At 67.9% G+C, this 22,486-nt stretch carries 24 protein-coding genes; 23 read left to right on the top strand and 1 reads right to left on the bottom strand.

From position 1 onward, the window contains the following. Positions 1 to 36: 36 nt before the first annotated feature. Entirely contained in the window at positions 37 to 1,635 is a 1,599-nt protein-coding gene (locus WDB71_RS01305) for an EAL domain-containing protein (RefSeq protein WP_341502850.1), read from the top strand. Here the strand turns inward: WDB71_RS01305 and WDB71_RS01310 are convergent. After that, positions 1,632 to 2,525, bottom strand: coding sequence for a pyridoxal-phosphate dependent enzyme (locus tag WDB71_RS01310; RefSeq protein ID WP_341502851.1), 894 nt, complete (start codon positions 2,523 to 2,525; stop codon positions 1,632 to 1,634). The genes WDB71_RS01305 and WDB71_RS01310 overlap by 4 nt on opposite strands. 76 nt (positions 2,526 to 2,601) lie before the next feature. Between WDB71_RS01310 and WDB71_RS01315 the strand changes: the two genes are divergently transcribed. The 22 genes from WDB71_RS01315 to rng all read left to right on the top strand — a co-directional run bounded on the left by WDB71_RS01315 (position 2,602) and on the right by rng (position 22,483). Next, positions 2,602 to 3,450 (top strand): hypothetical protein, encoded by an 849-nt coding sequence (locus WDB71_RS01315; protein ID WP_341502852.1) that lies wholly within the window; start codon positions 2,602 to 2,604, stop codon positions 3,448 to 3,450. Beyond that, positions 3,447 to 4,043, top strand: coding sequence for a PilN domain-containing protein (locus tag WDB71_RS01320; RefSeq protein ID WP_341502853.1), 597 nt, complete (start codon positions 3,447 to 3,449; stop codon positions 4,041 to 4,043). The genes WDB71_RS01315 and WDB71_RS01320 overlap by 4 nt, the downstream gene beginning before the upstream one ends. Next, entirely contained in the window at positions 4,027 to 4,662 is a 636-nt protein-coding gene (locus tag WDB71_RS01325) for a hypothetical protein (RefSeq protein ID WP_341502854.1), read from the top strand. Before WDB71_RS01320 ends, WDB71_RS01325 begins: the two co-directional genes overlap by 17 nt. After that, positions 4,619 to 4,957: a hypothetical protein gene (locus WDB71_RS01330; RefSeq protein ID WP_341502855.1), complete on the top strand. Its 339-nt coding sequence runs from the start codon at positions 4,619 to 4,621 to the stop codon at positions 4,955 to 4,957. Before WDB71_RS01325 ends, WDB71_RS01330 begins: the two co-directional genes overlap by 44 nt. After that, positions 4,950 to 6,614, top strand: a complete 1,665-nt coding sequence (gene mshL / locus WDB71_RS01335; protein WP_341502856.1) for a pilus (MSHA type) biogenesis protein MshL — start codon at positions 4,950 to 4,952, stop codon at positions 6,612 to 6,614. The genes WDB71_RS01330 and mshL overlap by 8 nt, the downstream gene beginning before the upstream one ends. Continuing rightward, positions 6,614 to 7,456: an AAA family ATPase gene (locus tag WDB71_RS01340; RefSeq protein ID WP_341502857.1), complete on the top strand. Its 843-nt coding sequence runs from the start codon at positions 6,614 to 6,616 to the stop codon at positions 7,454 to 7,456. Before mshL ends, WDB71_RS01340 begins: the two co-directional genes overlap by 1 nt. After that, positions 7,453 to 8,469, top strand: coding sequence for a tetratricopeptide repeat protein (locus WDB71_RS01345; protein ID WP_341502858.1), 1,017 nt, complete (start codon positions 7,453 to 7,455; stop codon positions 8,467 to 8,469). Before WDB71_RS01340 ends, WDB71_RS01345 begins: the two co-directional genes overlap by 4 nt. Beyond that, complete coding sequence (locus WDB71_RS01350; RefSeq protein WP_341502859.1) at positions 8,470 to 10,197, top strand: ATPase, T2SS/T4P/T4SS family; 1,728 nt, start codon at positions 8,470 to 8,472, stop codon at positions 10,195 to 10,197. After that, positions 10,197 to 11,402 (top strand): type II secretion system F family protein, encoded by a 1,206-nt coding sequence (locus WDB71_RS01355; protein WP_341502860.1) that lies wholly within the window; start codon positions 10,197 to 10,199, stop codon positions 11,400 to 11,402. Before WDB71_RS01350 ends, WDB71_RS01355 begins: the two co-directional genes overlap by 1 nt. Then, positions 11,402 to 11,845, top strand: coding sequence for a hypothetical protein (locus WDB71_RS01360; protein ID WP_341502861.1), 444 nt, complete (start codon positions 11,402 to 11,404; stop codon positions 11,843 to 11,845). Before WDB71_RS01355 ends, WDB71_RS01360 begins: the two co-directional genes overlap by 1 nt. A 17-nt stretch (positions 11,846 to 11,862) precedes the next feature. Beyond that, positions 11,863 to 12,453: a type II secretion system protein gene (locus tag WDB71_RS01365; protein WP_341502862.1), complete on the top strand. Its 591-nt coding sequence runs from the start codon at positions 11,863 to 11,865 to the stop codon at positions 12,451 to 12,453. Positions 12,454 to 12,480: 27 nt separating this feature from the next. Next, on the top strand, positions 12,481 to 12,951 hold the full coding sequence (locus WDB71_RS01370; RefSeq protein ID WP_341502863.1) for a type II secretion system protein: 471 nt from the start codon (positions 12,481 to 12,483) through the stop codon (positions 12,949 to 12,951). 60 nt (positions 12,952 to 13,011) lie between these two features. Next, the gene (locus WDB71_RS01375; protein ID WP_341504165.1) at positions 13,012 to 13,464 is read left to right on the top strand and encodes a hypothetical protein; all 453 of its coding nucleotides are present in this window, start codon (positions 13,012 to 13,014) and stop codon (positions 13,462 to 13,464) included. 64 nt (positions 13,465 to 13,528) lie between these two features. Further along, on the top strand, positions 13,529 to 14,026 hold the full coding sequence (locus tag WDB71_RS01380; protein WP_341502864.1) for a hypothetical protein: 498 nt from the start codon (positions 13,529 to 13,531) through the stop codon (positions 14,024 to 14,026). Then, positions 14,026 to 14,832, top strand: a complete 807-nt coding sequence (locus WDB71_RS01385; RefSeq protein ID WP_341502865.1) for a prepilin-type N-terminal cleavage/methylation domain-containing protein — start codon at positions 14,026 to 14,028, stop codon at positions 14,830 to 14,832. The genes WDB71_RS01380 and WDB71_RS01385 overlap by 1 nt, the downstream gene beginning before the upstream one ends. After that, positions 14,804 to 15,229: a hypothetical protein gene (locus WDB71_RS01390; RefSeq protein WP_341502866.1), complete on the top strand. Its 426-nt coding sequence runs from the start codon at positions 14,804 to 14,806 to the stop codon at positions 15,227 to 15,229. The genes WDB71_RS01385 and WDB71_RS01390 overlap by 29 nt, the downstream gene beginning before the upstream one ends. Then, a complete protein-coding gene (locus WDB71_RS01395; protein ID WP_341502867.1) occupies positions 15,229 to 17,901 on the top strand; it encodes a DUF6701 domain-containing protein in 2,673 nt (890 codons plus the stop codon). Before WDB71_RS01390 ends, WDB71_RS01395 begins: the two co-directional genes overlap by 1 nt. Before the next feature lie 132 nt (positions 17,902 to 18,033). Continuing rightward, a complete protein-coding gene (locus WDB71_RS01400) occupies positions 18,034 to 19,077 on the top strand; it encodes a rod shape-determining protein (protein ID WP_341502868.1) in 1,044 nt (347 codons plus the stop codon). Positions 19,078 to 19,111: 34 nt separating this feature from the next. Further along, on the top strand, positions 19,112 to 19,963 hold the full coding sequence (gene mreC, locus WDB71_RS01405) for a rod shape-determining protein MreC (protein WP_341502869.1): 852 nt from the start codon (positions 19,112 to 19,114) through the stop codon (positions 19,961 to 19,963). After that, a complete protein-coding gene (gene mreD, locus WDB71_RS01410; RefSeq protein WP_341502870.1) occupies positions 19,960 to 20,430 on the top strand; it encodes a rod shape-determining protein MreD in 471 nt (156 codons plus the stop codon). Before mreC ends, mreD begins: the two co-directional genes overlap by 4 nt. Positions 20,431 to 20,441: 11 nt before the next feature. Continuing rightward, positions 20,442 to 21,017, top strand: a complete 576-nt coding sequence (locus WDB71_RS01415; protein ID WP_341504166.1) for a Maf family protein — start codon at positions 20,442 to 20,444, stop codon at positions 21,015 to 21,017. Then, complete coding sequence (rng, locus tag WDB71_RS01420) at positions 21,014 to 22,483, top strand: ribonuclease G (RefSeq protein ID WP_341502871.1); 1,470 nt, start codon at positions 21,014 to 21,016, stop codon at positions 22,481 to 22,483. Before WDB71_RS01415 ends, rng begins: the two co-directional genes overlap by 4 nt. The last annotated feature ends 3 nt before the right edge of the window (positions 22,484 to 22,486 follow it).

Genomic DNA, 22,486 nt, shown 5'->3' on the forward strand with positions numbered 1-22,486 from the left:
CCATTGGCTGCCTTTTGTCTTTTCTAGGAGCAAGGAATGCAGTGGATGGCAAACGGCAAGGGGGTCCTGGCGGCCCTGGTGCTGCACCTGGTCGGTCTGGGCTGGCTGTTGCTGTGCCTGTGGCAGCCCGAGCCGACGCCCCTGGCGGCGCTCCCGGCCCTGGTGGTGATGCTGTCGACCCTGGCCTGGCTGGGCTGGCTGTATTTCTACCGCGAGCGCCGGGAGCTGGTCCTGGCGCAGCAGCTGCAGGGGCTGCGTCGCCGCGCCGCCCAGGTGCTGGCCCAGGACGAAACTCAGCAGCTGCCGGAGGTGGCCCAGGCCCTGGACACCCTCAGGGACAGGGTCAGCTTCCTGGAACAGCAGCAATCCCGTTTCGACCACTTTATCCGCCAGTCCACCCTGCTGGATGCCGAGACCGGTATCGGCAACAGGTCCTTCTTCGAGCAGCGCCTGGCCGCCTGGCTGCAGGAGGTGGAGGGCAATGGTTTCGGCTGCCTGGTGATCCTGGAACTGCGTGGCCTGGAAAGGCTGGATGAGCGCCAGCGTCTGAACTGGTTGCAGCTGTTCATCGGCCAGCTGGATGCCCAGCTGCAGCAATGGCCTGACAGCCTGATGGCGCGCCTGGACGAGGACGACTTCGCACTGCTGCTGCCGCAGATGGGGCCAAGGGAAGGGCAGCAATTCACCCTCAAGCTGCTGAAGCTCATTGAGCGCCTGCCCCGGGAGGCGGCCATGTCCAGGGAGGACTGGTGCCACCTGGGCTGGGTGCTGTACCGCACCGGCGACGACGCCCTGGCCCTGCTGGAGCAGGCGGAAATGGCCCTGCGCGCCGCCCAGGTCCAGGGCGCCAACGGCGTCATGGCCTACGAGGCCGAGGGGGCGCCCATCGCCGAGCAGGGCAGCGTGCGCTGGCGGGCCCTGCTGGAGCAGGTAGTGGCCCGCAGGCAGCTGCAGATCCTGCGGCTGCCGGTGTACCAGCTGGACGGCGATCTGCACCACTGGCGGGTGCGCTCCCAGATCCGCGACAAGGACGGCTTCGAGATAGACGAGTCCATCTTCATGCCCATGGCCGTCAAGGTGGGCCAGGATCTGGCCCTGGAGCGGCAGTCCATGGCGCGGCTGCTGGACGCCCTGGCCAGGATCCGCTGCAAGGGCTGGCGGCTGACCCACAGGATCTGCGTCGACGCCCTGATGAACCGCGACTTCTTTGCCTGGCTCAAGGAGGCCCTGGCCGAGCATCGCGACATGCTGCCCAGCCTGACCCTGGCGGTCACCGAGTTCGAGGTGGTCCAGTTTGGTGACGGCCTGATAGGCCTGCTCAGGGAGCTGCGCAGCCTGGGCCTGGGGATCCAGGTGGAGCGGGTCGGCCAGGTGGTCACCGACACCGACTATGTGGCCGCCATACCGGTGTCCTCCATCAAGCTGCACGGCAGCCTGGTGCGCCATATCGAGCGCCACGCCGGCAACCAGCTGGTGGTGCAGGGCCTGGTGCGGGCGGTGCTGGCGGTGGACGGGCTGGTGCTGGCCCAGGGCATCGGCACCGACGAGGAGCGCAACATGCTGAGCCGGCTCGGCGTGGACGGCGGCGACGGGCCCCTGTTCGGGCGGGGTCCCCAGGCGCTGCTGGAATCCTAGGGCCAGAGCCCCCTGCTGCGCAGGCCGGCCAGGCCCTGCAGGCCGCCGGTGTGGACCAGGATGATGTCCTTGCCGTCCAGCTCGCCGGCCAGCAGCCGCTGCCAGAAGGCGGCAAACAGCTTGCCGCTGTAGATGGGCTCCAGGGGAATGGCCAGCTCCCGTTCCAGCCAGAGGATCTGCGCCCTGAGCCCAGCGTCGAAACGGCCATAGCCGGGGCCTTCGTGACCCCACAGCAGCGACCAGTTGCCGGGATCCAGCTCCAACAGGGCGCTCACCCTGGCCTGCAGATCGTCCCTGACCACGGGCACCCCCAGCAGCCGACCGTGGCCCCCGGCGCCCTGTACCAGCCCGGCCAGGGTGCCGCCCGAGCCCACCGGCAGCCAGATCTCCCGCCACTCGGGCAGCTCGTCCAGCAGCTCCGCCACCCCGCGCAGCGCCAGGGCATTGGAGCCCCCCTCGGGTACCAGCAAGTGGTCGGGAAAGCGTGCCTGCCACTGGGCCAGCCAGTCCGGCTCCCGGCGCTGCCGGTACTGCTCCCGGCCGACGAAACTCAGGCCCATGCCCCTGGCCCGGCAGGCGCTCAGGGTGGGGTTGTCGGCGTAGGCGGGCTCGCCGCGGACCACGCCGTGGCAGGCTAGGCCGGCGCCTTCGCAGGCGGCGGCCAGGGCGTGCAGGTGGTTGGAAAAGGCGCCGCCGAAGCTGAGGATGCCGGCCCGGCCATCCTCCCTGGCCCGGGCCAGGCTGTACTTGAGCTTGCGCCACTTGTTGCCGGACACCAGCGGGTGGATCAGGTCGTCGCGCTTGACCCTCAGGGTCACGCCGCGCCGGGCCAGTTCCGGGTGCAGTAGCCTCTGGAGCGGCGAGGGCAGCATTAGTTGGCCGTAAGGCATTGAATCACCAGTACAAGAGCATGCTATTCTAGGCAAAGTTGCGGGGTGCAAAATAATGATAACGACAGGGTCATAGATGGGCCTCTTTTCGCGCAAGGACAACCAGGCCACCATAGGCGTGGCATTCTATGCAAAGCAGATCCAGACCGCCAATGCCGATGGCAGCCGGGGGCTGGCGCTGCCGTGCGAGGGCGTCGAGGACTGGCCCAGGGCCTGCAAGCGCCTGCTGGCCAAGCTGCCGGAGAAGGCAAGCCTGCACCTGGTGCTGCCCCACAGCCAGCTTCACCACCTCAGTCTCGACAAACCCCAGGCCGAAGGCCAGGCGCTGCGCGACGCCCTGTTCTGGCAGGTCAAGGACAGCCTGCCCCTGCCCGCCCAGGATATCCAGATGGACCACTATGAGCCGCCGGTGCAGCCCATGGGCAGCAGCAGGGTCAATGTGGTCTGCGCCTCCCGCAGCCTGCTTGGTGCCCTGGCCAGCGCCCTGAGCCAGGGCCAGCGGCAGATCCAGTCCATCGGCTGCGAAGAGCTCACCATAGCCCGGCTGCTGCCGGCCGGCGACCGGCCCCAGCTGCTGCTGCTGCGCAACCCCGAGCAGGAAGTGCTGCTGGCGGTCTATGGCCAGGGCAGGCTGCTGTTCTCCCGCTGGCTGCAGGGTTACGGCGACCTGGCCGAGCTGGAGGATGAGGAGCTGGACTATGTGGCCGAGCGCCTCAGCCTGGATATCCAGCGCTCCCTGGATTACGTGGAGAGCCAGCTGCGCCAGCCGCCCTGCCAGAGCATCCAGCTGGCCCTGCGCGAAGACGACCAGGGCCTGAGCCGGCGCATCGGTCGCAACTTCGCCATCCCGGTGGCCCCCTTCGCCCCCAGCCAGGGCGATCTCGCCCAATGGATGGCCCAGGCCGCCGCCAGGGGGGCATCATGAAGCACGATATCAACCTGATGACGGCGGATCTGCTGCCGCCACCACAGCGGCTGTCGGCGCGAACCGTGCTGGGCAGTTGGCTGCTGGCGGCGCTGCTGCTGGTGGCCGGCCTGGGCTGGGCCCAGTGGCAACAGCAGCAGCTGGAGCAGCGCAAGGCGGCGCTGGCCGCCCGCGAGGCCGACATCAACGACCAGATCGCCCGCATCAACCGTGAGCTGGACAAGCAGCGCATTCCCCCGGCCCTGGCCGATCAGAAGACGCGCCTGGAGGCCGACGTGGCCCGGGGCCGGCTGCTGCTGGGCGAGCTGGACAAGCTGCAGCTGGGCGACGGAACCCGCTTCAGCCCGGTGCTGGAGGCCCTGGCCAGGGCCCACAGGCCCGGGGTCTGGCTGACCGGCCTCCACCTGGAGGGCCGGCAGCTGGCCCTGCGCGGCGCCGCCTACCAGCCCGACGCCATCCCGGCCTGGGTGCAGGGCTTCGAATCCCAGCCGGTGCTGGCGCCCAGGCGTTTTGGCGCCCTGACCCTGGAACGCCAGGGTGACCAGGTGCATTTCCGGCTGGATGCGGGAGGTGGAAATGCAGAAATTCACTGACTGGCTGGGCGCCCTGTCCCTGAGGGAGCGAGGCCTGGTGATGCTGGCCGGGCTGATCCTGCTGGGCGGCGTGCTGGGCCTGAGCTGGCTGGAGCCCAAGCTGGCCGGCCTGGCCAAGGAGCGCCAGGCCCTGGCGCGCCAGCTAAGCCGCGTCGAGGAGCTGGCCCGCACCCGGACCATGCTGGAAAGCCGGCTGGCCCGGGATCCCGTGGCCGAGCTGCGCCTGGCCATTGCCGAGCTGAAGCAGAGCCGAAACGACCAGCAGCAACAGCTGCAGCAGCGCACCAGGGCCCTGGTGCCGGTGCAGGCCATGGCGCCCATGCTGGAGTCGCTGCTGGCCAAGACCCCGGGACTGCAGCTGCAGTCCCTGAAGTCCCTGCCGCCCGAGCCCCTGCTGAGCCTGCCCGACGACGGCGGCAGCGACCTGAACCTGTACCGCCATCCCCTGACCCTGACCCTCAAGGGGGGCTACCTGCCGCTGCTGACCTTCCTGCAGCGCTCGGAGCAGCTGCCCTGGCAGCTGTTCTGGCAGTCCCTGACCTTCGAGCAGGGCCAAGACGGAGAGACCGAGATCCATGTCTATACCCTGGGCACCAGCCGCCATTATCTGGGCGTTTAGCGCCCTGGCCCTGGCCGAACAGCTGCCGGATCCGACCCGGCCCAGCGGCCAGGCCCCAGCCGGTAGCGCCAAGGCGGCGCAGCTGAAGCTGAGCGCCATCATCGGCGACCGGGCCGTGATCAACGGCCAGGCGCTCAAGGTGGGCGACCGCCTGGGCCGGGTACGGGTGCTGGCCATCGCCAGCAACAGCGTCACCCTGGCCAACGGCCACAGCCGCTGGCAACTGACGCTGTTCGATACCAAGAGCAAGAAACCAACAACCTGCGAGGGAAGCCGCTGTGGTCAAGATGAGTAACAACAAGCTGTACCATGGCCTGCTTGCCTTGCTGCCGGCCCTGCTGCTGGGCTGTCAGAGCCCCCAGCAGGCTCGTACCCGCCAGGAGGTGGGCGAGATCCAGGCCAGCCTCAGCGAATCCCTGGCCGAGGCCAAGCAACCGGCCAAGCCCCAGCCGCTGCCGCCGGCCCTGGCCCGGGAGCTGCTGGCGCCCATGGCGCCGCCCCAGGACGAGCCGGCCCTGGCCCGCTTCGATGTCAGCGCCAGGGACAGCGACATCGGCGACCTGCTTGGCGGTCTGGTGGCGGACAGCCCCTATTCCCTGGTGCTGCATCCCCAGGTCAGCGGCAAGGTGACCCTGAACCTGCGCAACGTCAGCCTGCCGGAGGTGCTGGAAGTGCTGGAGGAGCTGTACGGCTTCGATATCCGCACCGGCGGCAATATGATCCGGGTGTTCCCGGCCGGCATGCGCACCGAAACCTTCCCGGTGGATTACCTGGTCATGAAGCGCCAGGGCCTGTCGCTGACCTCCATCTCCTCCGGCCGGTTGAGCAACAACAACGGCGGCGGCAGCAGCGGCAACAACAGCCTCAACTTCTCCGACGTGGCCGGCACGTCGCAGCTGAACCAGCAGCTCAACAACGACATCAATTCCGGCACCCGCATCGAGTCCCGCAGCGAGAACGACTTCTGGGAGGGGCTGGAAGGCCTGCTCTGGTCCCTGGTGGGGCCGGGCGACGGCAAGGCGGTGATCGTCAATCCCCAGGCCGGCCTGGTGACGGTGCGGGCCAACCCGGCCGAACTTAGGGCGGTGGAGGACTTCCTCAGCCAGACGGTGCAGCAGCTGCAGCGCCAGGTGATCCTGGAAGCCAAGATCGTCGAGGTGGTGCTGGACGACGACTACCAGCAGGGCATCGACTGGCAGAAGGCCATCTTCGACGGCCGTACCAGCACCAGCCTCAGCCTCACCACCAGCGCCGGCCTCATCGGCAACAGCCTGAGCTCGGCCCTGGGCGGGGTCAGCTCCCTGACCTTCGACAATGCCGACTTCCGCTCGGTGATCACCCTGCTGGACACCCAGGGCGACGTCCAGGTGCTGTCCAGCCCCCGCATCACCGCCACCAACAACCAGAAGGCGGTGATCAAGGTGGGCACCGACGAGTTTTTTGTCACCGACATCTCCACCACCACCGTCACCGGCAACGCCACCACCACCAGCCCGGACATCGAGCTGACTCCCTTCTTCTCCGGCATCGCCCTGGATGTGACTCCCCAGGTCAGTAGGGATGGCAGCGTCACCCTGCACGTGCATCCCTCGGTGATCGACGTCCAGGAGCAGACCAAGGTGGTGTCCCTGGACGACAGCAGCTTCGAGCTGCCCCTGGCCCAGAGCGCCATTCGCGAGTCCGACACCGTGGTCAGGGCCCGCAGCGGCGACGTGGTGGTGATCGGCGGCCTGATGAAGACCCATTCCCGCCAGCAGAGCTCCAAGACGCCGCTGCTGGGTGACATCCCCCTGCTGGGCGAGCTGTTCACCAGCCGCCGGGATCTGCAGCAGAAGACCGAGCTGGTGATCCTGCTCAAGCCGACCGTGGTCGGCGGCCAGGGCTGGCAGCAGGAGCTGCAGCGCTCCAAGGATCTGCTCAACCGCTGGTACCCGGACGCCGGGGAGCGCTGATGTACGAGGCCCACTTCGCCCTGGACCAGAAGCCCTTCGGCCTGACCCCGGGCACCCACTTCTTCTGTGAGCTGCCGCCGCACCGGGAGGCCATGGAAGTGCTGCGCCTGGCGCTGGGCGAAGGGGAGGGCTTCATCAAGGTCACCGGCGAGGTGGGCACCGGCAAGACGTTGCTGTGCCGGCAACTGCTCAACACCCTGGGCGACGACTACAAGCTGGCCTGGCTGCCGGATCCCCAGCTGGATCCCCTGGCGCTGCGCTGGGCCCTGGCCACCGAGCTGGGCCTGAAGTGCTCCGCCAACATCGACCAGCAGCAGCTGGCCCAGTTGCTGCAGCGGCAGCTGCTGGGCCTGGCTGCCAACGGCTACAAGGTGGTGGTGATCCTGGACGAGGCCCAGGCCCTGCCCAGGGAAAGCCTGGAGGCGCTGCGCCTGCTCACCAACCTGGAGACAGAGAGCCGCAAGCTACTGCAGGTGGTGCTGTTCGGCCAGCCGGAGCTGGATGGCCGGCTGGCCAGCCACGACCTGCGTCAGCTGCGGCAGCGCATCACCTTCGGCTACCGGCTGCGGCCCCTGAGCCGGGCCGAGGTCGGCCACTATGTGGCCTTCCGCCTGGCCCGGGCCGGCCGCGAGGCGCCGCTGTTCAGCCCCCGGGCCCTGGGGGCGCTGGCCCGAGCCAGCCGGGGCATCCCACGGCTGATCAACATCCTGGCCCACAAGGCCATGCTGCTGGCCTACGGCCAGGGGCTGGGCCGGGTCGGCTGGCGGCAGGTGCGGGGGGCCGTCAGGGATACCGAACATGCCCGCCAGGGCTGGCTGGCACTGCCGGGGGTAAGGGGATGAGCGTACTCAACCAGATGATGAAGGATCTGGAACGGCGCGGCGCCGCCCCGGCCCAAGTTGCCCAGCCGCTGCCGGCCGCACCGGCCAGGCGCTGGCCCTGGCTGCTGGTGCTGCTGCCGGTGGCCCTGGCGCTTTACCTCTGGAGCCACGCCAGCCAGGCTCCGGCCCTCCAGCCCCAGGCAGAGGCTCCGGAAACGGCGATGGTCACCAAGGTGGCGCCGGCCGCGACCGTATCAGTCCAGCCGACCGCACAACCACCTGAGCCCGAGCCGGCGGCCGATGGCGGAAAGGAACCCGAGCCGGAGCGGATCGAAGTGGTGACGCAGGCGCCGGCCCCGGCGGCCAGTCCCACACCGGACCGAGCCGACGAGCCCGCCGTGGCGGCGGAAAAGCCCAAGAGCAAGACCACATTGACCCTGGCCAGCCGCACCCTCACCAGGGAGCAGGAAGCCCAGCAGCAATACCGGCTGGGGCTGCTGAAACGCCAGGAGGGCCGGAGCGGCGAGGCCGAGCAGGCCTGGCGCTTGGCCCTGGCCCTGCAGGCCGCTCACCAGGACGCCCGCCTGGCCCTGGCCCGGCTGCTGGGCGAACAGAATCGCACGGACGAGGCGGCGGACCTGCTGGAGGCCGGCCTGGCCCTGGATCCCCAAGCCCATGCACTGCGCCTGGCCCTGGCCAGGCTGATGGTGGCGGCGGGCCGGGCCGAACCGGCCTACCAATTGCTGGGCCAGCTCCTGCCGGAACTGAAAGCCCTGCCGGACTACTTCCTGCTCAAGGCCGGCCTGGCCCGTGAGCTGGGACACTGGCAGGATGCCCGCGACACTTACCTGGCCCTGCTGCGCCAGAACCCCGACCAGGGCCGCTTGTGGCTGGCCCTGGCCCTGAGCGAGGAAGGTCGGGGCGACAGCCAACAGGCCGTGCTGGCCTACCGCCAGGCCCTGGCGGCCCAGGGGCTGTCACAACAGGGCCGGCGCTACGCCAGTGACAGGCTGGCCGCCCTGGGAGAAGACTGAATGGTAAAACCCCAATTACGCATGCGCCTGGGGGATCTGCTGGTCTCCGAAGGCATCATCAGCGAAGCCCAGCTCCAGGAGGCCCTAAAGGCCCAGCAGGAGATGGGCCGCAAGCTGGGCCGTACCCTGGTTGATCTGGGGCACCTGGAGGAAAGGCAACTGCAGCGCTTCCTGTCCCAACAGCTCAACATTCCCTACCTGGACATTGCCGAGCGGCGCATCGCCCCGGAGGCGGCGGCCCTGCTGTCCGAGGTGCTGGCCAGGCGGCACCGGGCCCTGGTGCTGGAGGCGGACGGCCACAGCGCCCTGGTGGGCATGAGCGATCCGGCCGATCTCAACGCCCTGGACGCCCTGGAGCGGGCCCTGGCGCCCAAGGCGCTGCGGCTGGCGGTGGTGGAGGAGCGGCAGCTGCTCAACGCCTTCGACATCCTCTACCGCCGCACCCAGGAGATCGCCTCCTATGCCTCCCAGCTGGAGGAGGAATACGAGGCCACCGAGGATTTCGACTTCGGGGCCCTGGCCCTGGAGGAAGGGGAGGGCGCCGCCACCGTGGCGCGGCTGCTGCAGTCCCTGTTCGAGGACGCGGTGCAGATGCGGGCCTCGGATATCCACATAGAACCGGAACAAAACCTGCTGCGGCTGCGCCAGCGGGTGGACGGTGAACTCCAGGAGACGGTGCTCAACGAGGCCCGGGTGGCCTCGGCCCTGGTGCTGCGCCTGAAGCTGATGGCGGGCATGGACATCTCCGAGAAGCGCCTGCCCCAGGACGGCCGTTTCCACATCCAGGTCAAGGGCCACAGCATAGACGTGCGTATGGCCACCATGCCGGTGCAGTACGGCGAGGCGGTGGTCATGCGTCTGCTGGATCAGTCCGCCGGCCTGCTGACCCTGGAGGAAACCGGCATGCCGGCCCAGTTGCTGCCCCGTTTCCGCCGCGCCCTGAAGCGGCCCCACGGCATGATCCTGGTGACGGGCCCCACCGGCTCGGGCAAGACCACCACCCTCTACGGCGCCCTGTCGGAGCTGAACCGGGCCAGCAAGAAGATCATCACGGTTGAGGATCCGGTGGAATACCGGCTGCCGCGCATCAACCAGGTGCAGGTCAACCACAAGATCGACCTGGGCTTCTCCAAGGTGCTGCGCACCACATTGCGCCACGACCCCGACATCCTCATGGTCGGCGAGATGCGCGACGAGGAGACGGTGGAGATCGGCATGCGCGGCGCCATCACCGGTCACCTGGTGTTGTCGACCCTGCACACCAACGACGCCGTCACCTGCGCCCTGCGCCTGATCGACATGGGCGCCGCCGGCTACATGGTGGCCAGCGCCCTGCGGGCGGTGCTGGCCCAGCGCCTGGTCAGGCGCCTCTGTCAACAATGCCGGGAGGAGGTGAGCGCCGATCCCCAGGATCTGGTGCTGCTGGAGCGGCTCTGGGGCCGCCCCCTGGCCGGCCAGCGCTTTTATCGCGGCCGCGGTTGCCAGAGCTGCAACCACACCGGCTATCGGGGCCGGATCGGTATCTTCGAGCTGCTGGAGCTGGACGCTCCCATGGTGGAGGCCCTGCGCCGGGAGGATCCCGAGGCCTTTGCCGCCGCCGCCCAGGCCGCTGCCGGCTATGTGCCCCTGGCCAAGGCGGCCATGGAGTACACCCTGGACGGCACCACCTCGGTGAGCGAGGTGCTGCGCCTGGTGGATCGCCAGGACGAACGGGATGAGGCCGGCTGATGGGCAGCTATCGCTACCAGGGCCGGGAGCAGGACGGCCGCCTGGTCCAGGGCGAGCTGGAGGCGGCCAGCCTGGAGGCGGCCACCGAACAGCTCTACGCCAGGCGCATCATGCCCACCCAGGTCCGCGCCAAGGGCCAGAGCTGGCAGCTGGGCTGGGAGAGGCGCGCCAGGCTCGAGGATCTGCTGATCTTCTGCCGCCAGATGTACTCCCTGACCAAGGCCGGGATCCCCATATTGCGCGCCATCTCCGGCCTGGCCGAGACCTCCCGCAACCAGCTGCTCAGGGATGCCCTGTTCGACGTGGCCGGGCAGCTGGAGGCCGGCCGCAACCTGTCCACGGCCATGAGCCGGCACCCGCGGATCTTCACCAGGCTGCTGGTGAGCATAGTGCACGTGGGCGAGAACACCGGCCGCCTGGATCAGGCCTTCCTGCAGCTGGCGGAACACCTCAGCCAGGAGCAGGAAACCCGGCGCCGGGTCAGGACGGCGGTGCGTTATCCCAGCTTCGTGGTGGCGGCCATAATGGTGGCGCTGGTGGTGGTCAACATCTTCGTGATCCCCACCTTCGCCGGCGTCTTCGCCCGCTTCAACGCCGAGCTGCCCTGGCCGACCCAGCTGCTGATCGGCATGTCCAACGCCTTCACCCAGTACTGGTACCTGCTGGTGCTGCTGGTGCTGGCCGGGGGGCTGGGCTGGTGGCGCTGGCAGCAGAGCGAGCACGGCCAGCTCAGGTGGAGCAGATGGAAGCTGCACCTGCCGGCCATGGGCTCCATCATAGAGCGGGCCCTGCTGGCGCGGTTCTGCCGCAGCCTGTCGATGATGCTCGATGCCGGCGTGCCGCTGCCCCAGGCCCTGACCCTGGTGGCTGACGCCGTGGACAACCTGCACATGAAGGGCCGCATCACCGGCATGCGCCAGGGCATAGAGAGCGGCGAGAGCCTGCTGCGCACCGCCAACCACAGCCAGCTGTTCACGCCCCTGGTGCTGCAGATGATGGCGGTGGGCGAGGAGACCGGCAGCCTGGACGAGATGCTGGCCGAGGCCGGTGAATTCTACGAACGGGAAGTGGACTACGACCTGGAAACCCTGACCGCCCGCATCGAGCCGATCCTGATCGCCCTGGTGGCGGTGATGGTGCTGATCCTGGCCCTGGGCATCTTCCTGCCCATGTGGGATCTGATGGGGGCCTACAAAGGGCGCTGATGAAACCCCCTTACCGCTTGAAAAAGCTGTATATTCTTATCATCAGCGTGGCCCTGATGCTGACCTTCGGCGCCGTGCTGCTGCAGCGGCTGTCCCGGCAGCAGCCAATCCTGGAGGAGGCGGCCCTGGCGCGGGCCCGCCAGGCCTTCGCCGAGGCGGTGGCCCTGGTGCGCTTGCAGTGGCAGCAGCAGGGGCGCCCGGCGCAGCTGAGCTGGCGGGGCAAGGATATCGGGGTCAACCGCCTGGGCTGGCCCCAGCCCCCCGAGGGGGACTGCGAGGCGCTCTGGCGGCTGCTGCTGGATGGCCGACCCAGGCTGCTGGCCACGCCCATCGCCATTACCGAGAGGCCTGGCCCCCGGGGCGACAGGCTGTGCCATTATCGTCTTGGTGCTTGGGGTTTTAGCTACTGGCCGGGCTCCGGCCGGGTGACAACGGATTCATGATCTAGAGGGAGAGGCGCATGAAACGCGCACAAGGCTTTTCACTTATCGAACTGGTCATCGTCATCGTGATCCTGGGCCTGCTGGCGGCCACCGCCCTGCCGCGGTTCCTGAACGTGACCGAGGATGCCGAGGACGCCACCGTCGAAGGGGTGGCCGGCGGCTTTGCCGCCGCCGTGGGCCTGGTGCGGGCCGCCTGGGAACTGGATGGCCGGCCCCGCACCAACGATAACGGCTCCAACACCTCTGTGGTGGTGGACAACACCACCATCTGGGTGGACGGCAATACCGGCTACCCGGTGGGCCTGTCCGCTGCCCATGACGTCGCCATGGATGCCGCCGCCTGCCTGGCGGTGATGGACAGCATACTGCAGAGCCCGCCCCGGGCCACCACCGCCACCGACGACGACAGCATCGACAACAACCGTTACCTGGTGCGCAGCCTGGACGACGACGGCAACGGCGATCTCTGCGTCTATTACCTGATCGCCACCCTCAACAAGAGTTCCCTGCCCGCCGCCGGCGACTTCAACAACGACGGCGTCGGCAACAGCTTTACCTATCAGCCGCGAACCGGTAGGGTCATCATCTTCAACCAGAACCGACAATAACTTATAAAACAATTAGATGGAGTAGTTATGAAAAAGCAGTCCGGTTTCACCCTGATCGAACTGGTGGTGGTCATCATCATCCTGGGCATACTGGCGGTCACCGCCGTGCCCAAGTTCATCGATCTGCAGTCCGATGCCCGCAAATCGGCCATGCAGGGCATCCTGGGTGGCGTCAAGGGCGCCTCCAACCTGGCCCACGCCAAGTTCCTGGTGTCCCCGGCCGCCTCCGCGGCCATCGAGGGTATAACCGTCAACTTCGTCAACGGTTACCCGGAAGCGGAAAAGGTCTGTGAGCTGGTGGATCTGCAGAACGCCGACGGCACCGACATCAGCACCGACAACATCACCTGTACCGAAGCCGCGGCCAAGGTTACCATCCACGACACCGGTGCCCAGGATGACGGCACCGACGCCTCGGCCAAGAAGTGCCGCATCGTCTACAACGAAGCGGCCTCCAACGCCGCACCGACCATCACGGTCGATGCCGCCGACTGCTAAGGGCAACAAGGGGCTTCGGCCCCTTTTTCGATAATGGCCAGGGCAAGGGGCTTTACATTGGTGGAACTGGTGGCGGTGCTGCTCATCGTCGCCATACTGGCGCTGGCCGTGGGCGGGCGCATGGTCAGCCGCCAGAGCCTGGCTCCGGATCTGCGCAAGGCCCAGCTGGGCTCGGTATTGAGCTGGGCCCAGCTGGCGGCCATGCAGAACACCGCCGACAGCATCGCCCTGGCCGTCCATGCCGACTGCGTGGCCCTGGCCTCCCTGGCCAGCGGCAATGCCGACTGCCCGGGCGCCACCCTGGGGGGCAGCGACGCCCTGCTCGACCATCCCGCCACCCTGGTCGGGGATGGCGTCACCTTCGCCCTGTCGGGCAGCCAGGCGCCGGGGCTGATCCGCTTCGACGGCCTGGGCCGGCCCAGCTGTACCGGCACCTGCCAGGTTCGTTTGCAGGGCGCCGACGCCAGCCAGGCCCTGTGCATCAACAGCGAGGGCTGGATCCATGACTGCTAGGGGCCTCTGCCCGGTTGAACGGCATAAGGCTCGCCATGGCCGCCCGAGCGCGGCCGGCTTTACGTTGATCGAATTGGTGGTCGCCATTGCCGCCCTGGCCGTGGCCATGACGGTGGTGCTGGTGATGCTCTTCCCCCGCGCCGACCAGGGCGCGCAACTGCTCTGGCAGGTCCGCGGCGCCGAGCTGGCCGGGCGTATCCTCGACGAGCTGGGTCAGTATCCCTTTGACGAGAACAGCGGCGAAGGCGGCCGTATCCGCTGCGACGAGGCCGGCACCAGCTGCACGGCACCGGTGGACCTGGGGCCGGATGCCGGCGAAAGCCTGCCCGCCCTTTTCGACGACCTGGACGATTTCCACGGCTTCGGCGGCCAGGCCACAAGCCTGCTGAGCGATCTGCCGGCCGACTACGGCCAGATCCAGGTCGGCATCCAGGTCGTCTACGACGGCAACGGCGACGGGGTCGACGACAACGCCGTCGGCCCCCACAAGCTGGTGCGGCTGGCGCTGAGTCTGCCCGGCGGCGATACCCTGACCTTCGCCCGCTATCGGAGCAACTACTGATGAGCAGCCGAGGCTTTACCCTGGTGGAGCTGGTGGCGGTGCTGGTGGTGCTGGCCATCGTCGGCCTGGGAGTATCCGCCTTCCTGCGCCTTGGCGCCGGCATCTATGCCGACAACAGGGACCGCAGCCTGCTGGTGGATCGCAGCCGCTTCCTGGCCGAGCGGCTCGGCCGCGAGCTGCGCCTGGCCGCACCGAATTCACTCAGGCTCAGCAGCGACGGCCGCTGCCTGGAATTCGTGCCCATCCGTCAGGCGCTGGCCTACGATGCGGCGCCCATTGCCCCGGCGGCGGCCGGTGACCAGCTGGCGGTATGGGATCCGGACGCGGCCTATGTGGCGGCGGCGGGCGACCGCCTGGTGATCAATCCGCTCCGCTTCGCCCAGGCCCCCCTGCGGGCCCGGGACTATTTCCCGTCCAGCGCCGCCAACGCCGCCATCGACGCCATTGCCGCCCCGGATGGCGATGGCCGCCGCCTGCTGGCCCTGGCGGGAGCCCACCAGTTCCCCTCGCCCTCACCGGGCCGGCGTGCCTTCGTGTACGGCGACTGGCAGGCCTTCTGCCTGCAGGGAGACAGGCTGCTGGTGATGCGCGGGGTGCCGGTGTCCGAGGCCGAGCCCGCCGTGGCGCTGCGACAGGGGGAGGGCTGGTCCTCCGTGGTGCTGGCCTCGGGCCTTACCCCGCTGAGCGGCCAGCCCCTCTTTACCTATGATCAAGCCAGGGCCAGGGTGCAGATCCGCCTGCGGCTTGGCGAAAAGGACGAAAGCATGGAGCTCTATCATGGCGTTGCCATACCCAACAGCCGCTAGGCAGAGGGGCGCCAGCCTGCTGGTGGTGGTGGCCCTGATGGTGATGATGCTGGCCCTGGGCTCGGCGCTGCTGCGCATCCTGGGCACCGGCGGCCAGAGCCTGGCCCAGGAGGTGCTGGGCCAGGAGGCCAGGCAGATGGCCGCCTCCAGCCTGGATGCCGCCCTGGCCCAGCTGTTTCCCCTCAACGCCTCCGCCGCCGGCTGCGGCGCCGTGGCCACCTCGGCCCCCGACTACCAGGGCCGGGGCCTGGAGCGCTGCGACGCCGTCATCGCCTGTCGCCGCCTGGACGGCGCCGGCGGTCCCGGCCTCTTTGAACTGACCGCCAGCGCTAGCTGCAACGCCGGCGAGGTGACCGCCAGCCGCGCCCTGACCGTGACGGCAAGGGAGCTGGACTGATGCCTTGGCTGCTGTTTTTGCTTCTGCTCCTGTTGCCGGCCCAGCTCTGGGCCGCCCAATGTTCGCTGCTGTGGCCACCATCGACCGAAGGCACGGCCGGCAGCCCTGTGGAGCCGGTGCTGCCGCCAGGCAACTACAGCCAATTCTGGAACCGTAATTTCAAGAACAAAGACTTCACCAGTGAGTCCTTCGCCACCGGCAACCATTTCTTCACCGGCGGCGAATTGGGCAACTACGAGCTCACCACCAACGGCACCACCACCCGCATCTTCATCAACGGCAACCTGGTGCTTAACAACAATGTCTTCCTCAATGCCAGTGGCAGTCCCGCCAACCTGTTGATCTACGTGGACGGCACCTTCGAGGTGAAGAGCAAGGCGACCATCCATGCCTTCATCTACGCCCGCCAGTTTGTGGATTTGCGTGGCCAGGCCCATATCACAGGTGCCGTGACCACGGCCGGTGCCATCAGCGATCCGGCCGGCCAGGACAATATCGTCTACGATGGCGACGCCCTGGAGCAGCTGGAGCCGGACGGCTTCTGCGACCAAGGTGCCGGCACCCTGCTGCTGGGCCTGAACGCCGGCGACCATGCCCTGACCTGCCAGGCCCAGCAGGTCTCCCTGACTGCCGGCCTGGACAGCGATGGCGACGGCCTGGCCGACAGCCCCTATGAGGGCCCCATCGCCCTGGCGGCCAGCAGCGGCAGGGGCGACTGGGCCCTGATCAGCGGCCAGGGCCAGCTGGACAACGGCACCCCCGACGACGGCCAGGCCGGCTACCAGATGGTGGCGGCGGACAACGGCGCCGTCACCCTGGCCTTCGCCACCAAAGAGGCCGCCGAGCTGGCCCTGAGCGCCGAGGTGGACGGCAGCCTGGTGTCCGACGGCGTCACCTTCAGGCCCTTTGGCCTGCTGGCAACGCCCTCCAGCCCACCCTGGGGCAGGGCGAGCCAGATCGCATCCCATCCCTTCTCCCTGGTGCTGGAGGCGGTGGGCCCGGATCCGGACGCCCTCGGCTGTAGGCCCGTCGCCGGCTACAGCGGCGCCAAGACGTTGCGGGCCTGGTTTGCCCAGAGCGATGCCCTGGCGGCCACCACCGAGGTGCCCAGCCTGGCCGGCACCGCCCTGGCCCAGGGGGAGGGCAATGCCGTGACCCTGAGCGTCAGCTTCCAGGACGGTGTCAGCGAGCCCCTGGCTGGCTTTTATGCCGAGTCCGGCCGGCTGGAGCTGGCCTTCAGGGACGATGCAGGCCTGGGGGCGCCGCCGGACGGCAGCGGCAGCGAGCTGGTGGGCGGCGGCTCCCTGGTGTTCTCCCCCTGGCTGCTCAGGCCGGAGCTGGCCCGCAGCGGCACTGTCGACAACTCGGGGGGCAGCGCGCCTTTCGTGGCTGCCGGCGCCGACTTCGAGGTGTTGGTCCGGGCCCTGCGCTGGGATGCCGGCCAGGATGGCAATGACGATGGCGTGCCCGATGACTCAGCCGGGCTGGCTGCCGTGGCCAGTTCGCTACGTTTCAACGGGGCCGGCGAGTTCCTGGCCGGCGCCTTCCTGCCCAGCTGCAGCGGCTGCGCCGCCGGCAGCTTCGGCCCGGCCGGTTTCGCCGGTGGTTTCGGCGGCGGCCAGGCCTGGCTCGGCACAAGTTATTCGGAGGTGGGCGCGGTCGAGATCAGCACCCCGGGTATCGACTTCCTGCAGGCCGGCAATGGCATCCCCAGCCTGGCCCTGGCCCTGGGCCGTTTCTATCCCCATCATTTTGTTGCCAGCGGCAGCCCGGCGGCCGCCTGCCTGGCGGGCGACTTCAGCTACCAGGATCAGCCCTTCGACCTGGAGCTGCAGCTGCAGGCCAACAACCAGGCCGGGACCAGGGTCGGCAACTACCACGGCAGCGGCTACGAGGCCCTGGGCTGGCCGCTGCTGGATGCCGGCCACCTGGATTTCTCGGCGGAAAACGGCAACGACGGCGTGGATCTCAGCGGCCGCCTGGCCCTGAGCCAGGGGGTGCTGGCCTGGCAAAACGGTGTCATGGCGGCGGAAACGCCCCTCCAGCTCACCTTTGCCCGGGGCGCCGCCCCGGACGGCCCCTTCGACAACCTGGCCATTGGCCTGGCCATCAGTGGTCCCAATGGCGAGGATCTGCTGGCTGGCGCCAAGGACAGCAACCCCGCCGACGGCCTGGACTACGGCGCCGGCGGCGGCTCCCACCAACGGCTTGGCGGCACCAGGCTGCGCCATGGCCGGCTGCTGGCGGTGGACGGCCAGGGCCAGGCCGATGCCGGGCTTGCCCTGCCGCTGGCGGTGGAAGATTTCGACGGCAGCGGCTTTGCGGTCAACGCACTCGACAACTGCACGGCGCTGCAGCTGCCCTGGCTGACCTTTTTCGATGGCGACAACAATCCCCTGGCAGGCAATGCCGGCCTGCCGGTGGGCAGCGGCAGCACCACGGCGACCCTGGATCCGGCCCTGGCCGCGGACGGCGTGCTGGGGCTGTCCTTCACCGCGCCCGGTGACAGCGGCCTGCTTTATTACGAGCTGGATTACGGCCAGATCCCCTGGCTGGGCTGGGACAGGGACGGTGACGGCGCCCCGGATGCCCGGCAGCGGGGCACCGTCATCTTCGGGCCGGCCTTCCGTGGCAATGATCGCATCATCTGGTGGCGGGAAACGGGTAATTGAGCAGCAATGCCCAAACCCTTGATAAACGCCGCACCTTTGTGGTGCCGGCTTGCTTGTGGATAACCCAAGCCGTTGGTAAAGTTAGCCGATTAGCTTTTCGACTGCATAACTAGAACAGGATTGGCCCCTGCAATGTTCAAAGTACTCCGTGGTATTTTCTCCAACGATCTCTCCATTGACCTGGGTACCGCCAACACGCTGATCTATGTCCGTGAAAAAGGCATAGTGTTGAATGAACCGTCAGTCGTGGCCATCCGCCAGGAGCGCTCCGGCGGTCCCAAGAGCGTGGCTGCCGTTGGCCATGCCGCCAAGCAGATGCTGGGCCGGACCCCCGGCAACATCAAGGCCATCAGGCCCATGAAGGACGGTGTCATCGCCGACTTCTACGTCACCGAGAAGATGCTCCAGTACTTCATCAAGCAGGTCCACGAGAATAATTTCCTGCGCCCCAGCCCCCGCGTGCTGGTGTGCGTGCCGGTGGGCGCCACCCAGGTGGAACGCCGCGCCATCCGTGAATCCGCCCTGGGTGCCGGCGCCCGCGAGGTGTACCTCATTGAAGAGCCCATGGCCGCCGCCATAGGTGCCGGCCTGCCGGTCTCCGAGGCCACCGGCTCCATGGTGGTCGATATCGGTGGCGGCACCACAGAGGTGGCCGTCATCTCCCTGAACGGCGTGGTCTACTCCTCCTCGGTGCGTATCGGTGGTGACCGCTTCGACGAGGCCATCATCAACTATGTGCGCCGCAACTACGGCTCCCTGATCGGCGAAGCCACCGCCGAGCGCATCAAGCACGAGATCGGCGCCGCCTACCCGGGCGACGAGGTCAAGGAAATCGAGGTCCGCGGCCGCAACCTGGCCGAGGGCGTGCCGCGCAGCTTCACCCTCAACTCCAACGAGATCCTCGAGGCCCTGCAGGAGCCCCTCACCGGCATCGTCAGCGCCGTCATGGTGGCCCTGGAACAGTGTCCGCCGGAGCTGGCCTCCGACATTTCCGAGCGCGGCATGGTGCTCACCGGCGGTGGCAGCCTGCTCAAGGATCTGGATCGCCTGCTGATGGAAGAGACCGGCATCCCCGTGGTGCTGGCCGACGATCCCCTGACCTGCGTGGCCCGGGGCGGCGGCAAGGCGCTGGAGATGATCGACATGCACGGCGGCGATATCTTCGCGGAAGAATGACAGAGGGGGCGCTGAAAGGCGCCCTTTTGCTCAGATGAAGCAGATATTCGTCCAAGGCCCCTCCCTGCAGCTGCGCCTGCTGCTGCTGGTGATACTGTCCGCGTTGATCATCTTCGTGGACCGCGGCATGCATGGCTTCGACCGCGCCCGCCTGTACCTCAATTCCCTGGTCAGCCCGGTCCAGTACCTGGCCAGCGCCCCCACCAACCTGCTGCGCTGGGGCAGCGAGGAATTCAATACCAGGGCCAGGCTCCAGGCCGAGAACCAGGAACTCAAGTCCAAGCTGCTGGGACTGTCCGAGCGCCTGCAGCGCCAGACCTTCCTGGAAGAGGAAAACGCCAAGCTGCGCCAGCTGCTGGGCTCGCCGGTACGCCAGGAGGCCCGCAAGATGGTGGCCGAGGTGATGGCGGTGGACTCCAACCCCTTCAGCCTGGAACTGCTGGTCGACAAGGGCGCCGTCAGCGGCGTCTATGAGGGCCAGCCGGTCATCGATGCCCAGGGCGTCATCGGCCAGGTGGTCAACGTCGGTCCTACCACCAGCCGGGTGCTGCTGGTGGCCGATGCCACCCACGCCATCCCGGTGCGGGTGGCCCGCAACGGCATCCGCTCGGTGGCCTCCGGTACCGGCCAGCTCGACGAACTCAGCCTCAACCATGTGCCGCACCGTTCCGATATCAGGCCCGGCGATCTGCTGCTGTCCAGTGGCCTGGGTGGCCGCTTCCCCGAGGGCTACCCGGTGGCCAGGGTCACCTCGGTGCTGTCCGACGAGGGCAAGCCCTTTGCCCGGGTGCTGGCCAAGCCCATCGCCGAGCTGGACCGGATCCGCTACCTGCTGCTGCTGTGGCCGGCGGACGCCCCGGCGGCGCCGGTGGAGGATAGCCAATGAACCGCCTGATCCTGCCGCTGACCATCATGGTGGCGCTGGTGCTGGCCATGCTGCCCATGCCGCTGAAGCTGGACGTGTTCCGGCCCGACTGGGTCAGCCTGGTGCTGATCTACTGGATCATGGCCACCCCCCACAAGATCAACGTCGGCATCGCCTGGCTGGTCGGCCTGGTGCTGGACGTGCTGCTGGGCTCCACCCTGGGCGTCCATGCCTTGGCCCTGGCCATCATCGCCTACCTGGTGGCCCTGAATTTCCAGAAGATACGTACCTATTCGGTGTGGCAGCAGGGGCTGATCGTGATGTTCCTGATTTGCGCCAAGCTGCTGCTGGTGTACTGGGTGGAGCACATCACCAACAGGGTGCAGCTGCCGCCGGGCTATTTCTGGCCGGTGCTGACCAGCGGCCTGATGTGGCTGTGGTGCTTCCCGGTGCTTCGCAAGATCCGTCGACGCTTTCGCATTCGCTGACCATGAAGACATTGCCGCCCATCTATCTCGCTTCCCAGTCCCCCAGGCGCCGGGAGCTGCTGGCGCAGCTGGGCCTGGCGTTCGCCACCCTGTCCATTGATGTGGACGAAACGCCGCTGCCCGGCGAGCCCCCCCTGGCCCTGGTGGAACGGCTGGCCAGGCGCAAGGCCGAGGCCGGCGCCGCCATCGCCCCCGAGCCGCGCCCGGTGCTGGGCTCCGATACCCTGGGGGTGCTGGACGGCGAGCTGCTGCTCAAGCCCAGGGACGAGGCCGACGCCAAGGCCATGCTGCGCCGGCTCTCCGGCCGCCGCCACCAGATCCACACCGCCATCGCCTTCTCGGACGGCCGCCACACCCTCAGCCAGGTGGTGACCAGCGAGGTCAGCTTCCGGCCCCTGTTTGAGGAGGAGATCCAGGCCTACTGGGACAGCGGCGAGCCCGCCGACAAGGCCGGTGCCTACGGCATCCAGGGCCTGGGCGGCCGCTTCGTCAGCCACCTCAGCGGCAGTTATTTCGCCGTGGTAGGCTTACCTTTGATGGAGACGGAGCAGTTGCTGCGTCGCTTTGTCGTTAAGGATCCCGCGTGAGCGCTGAACTACTGATCAACGTCACCCCCAGCGAAACCCGTGTCGCCCTGGTCGAGAGCGGCATCCTCCAGGAGGTGCACATAGAGCGGGCCGCCAAGCGTGGCCTGGTGGGCAACATCTACAAGGGCAAGGTCAGCCGGGTGCTGCCGGGCATGCAGGCCGCCTTCGTGGACATCGGCCTCGACAAGGCCGCCTTCCTGCACGCCTCCGACATAGTGCCCCCCGGCGAAGGCCTGGACGACGAGGATCTCAAGCCCTTCCAGGCCGGCGACATCGCCCGCCTGGTCCACGAGGGTCAGGACATCATGGTGCAGGTGGTCAAGGATCCCCTGGGCACCAAGGGCGCCCGCCTCACCACCGACATCACCCTGCCGTCCCGCTACCTGGTGTTCATGCCCGGCGCCAGCCATGTGGGGGTGTCCCAGCGCATCGAGGGCGAGGAGGAGCGCAACCGCCTCAAGGAGCTGGTGGAGCCCTATTGCGACGAGTCCGGCGGCTTTATCGTCCGTACCGCCGCCGAGAACGCCGGCGAGCGGGAGCTCAAGGAAGATGCCGCCTTCCTGCGCCGGGTCTGGGCCAAGGTGGCCGAAAGGCGCAAGCGCAACAAGAGCAAGACCATGCTCTACGAGGAACTGTCCCTGGCCCACAGGGTGATCCGCGACTTCGTGGGCACCGAGCTGGACCGGATCCGGGTCGACTCCAGGCTGACCTTCGAGAGCCTCAAGGAATTCTGCGCCGAGTTCGCCCCCGAGCTGGGGGCGGTGCTGGAGTACTATCCCGGCGAAAGGCCCATCTTCGACCTCTTCGACGTCGAGAACGAGATCCAGCGGGCCCTGGATCGCAAGGTGGAACTCAAGTCCGGTGGCTACCTGATCATCGATCAGACCGAGGCCATGACCACCATCGACATCAACACCGGCGCCTTCGTGGGCAGGCGCAACCTGGAAGAGACCATCTTCAACACCAATATCGAGGCCACCCAGGCCATCGCCCGCCAGCTCCGGCTGCGCAACCTGGGCGGCATCATCATCATCGACTTCATCGACATGACCGATGATGACCACAAGCGCCGGGTGCTGCAGAGCCTGGAGCAGGCCCTGGCCCGGGACAGGGCCAAGACCAACATCAACGGCTTCTCGCAGCTGGGCCTGGTGGAGATGACCCGCAAGCGTACCCGCGAAAGCCTGGAACACATCCTCTGTGGCGAGTGTCCTTCCTGTAAGGGCCGTGGCCAATTGAAGACGGTGGAGACCGTCTGCTTCGAGGTGCTGAGGGAGATCATGAGGGTCAACCGCGCCTACGAGGCGGACCAGTTCACCGTCTACGCCTCGCCCAAGGTGGCCGAGGCGCTCAGCGACGACGAGTCCCACGCCCTGGCCGAGCTGGAGGTGTTCATGGGCAAGCAGGTGAAGATCCAGAGCGAACCCCTCTACAACCAGGATCAGTTCGACGTGGTGATGATGTAGTGG

The organism is Gallaecimonas sp. GXIMD4217 (genome assembly GCF_038087665.1).
Classification (GTDB): domain Bacteria; phylum Pseudomonadota; class Gammaproteobacteria; order Enterobacterales; family Gallaecimonadaceae; genus Gallaecimonas.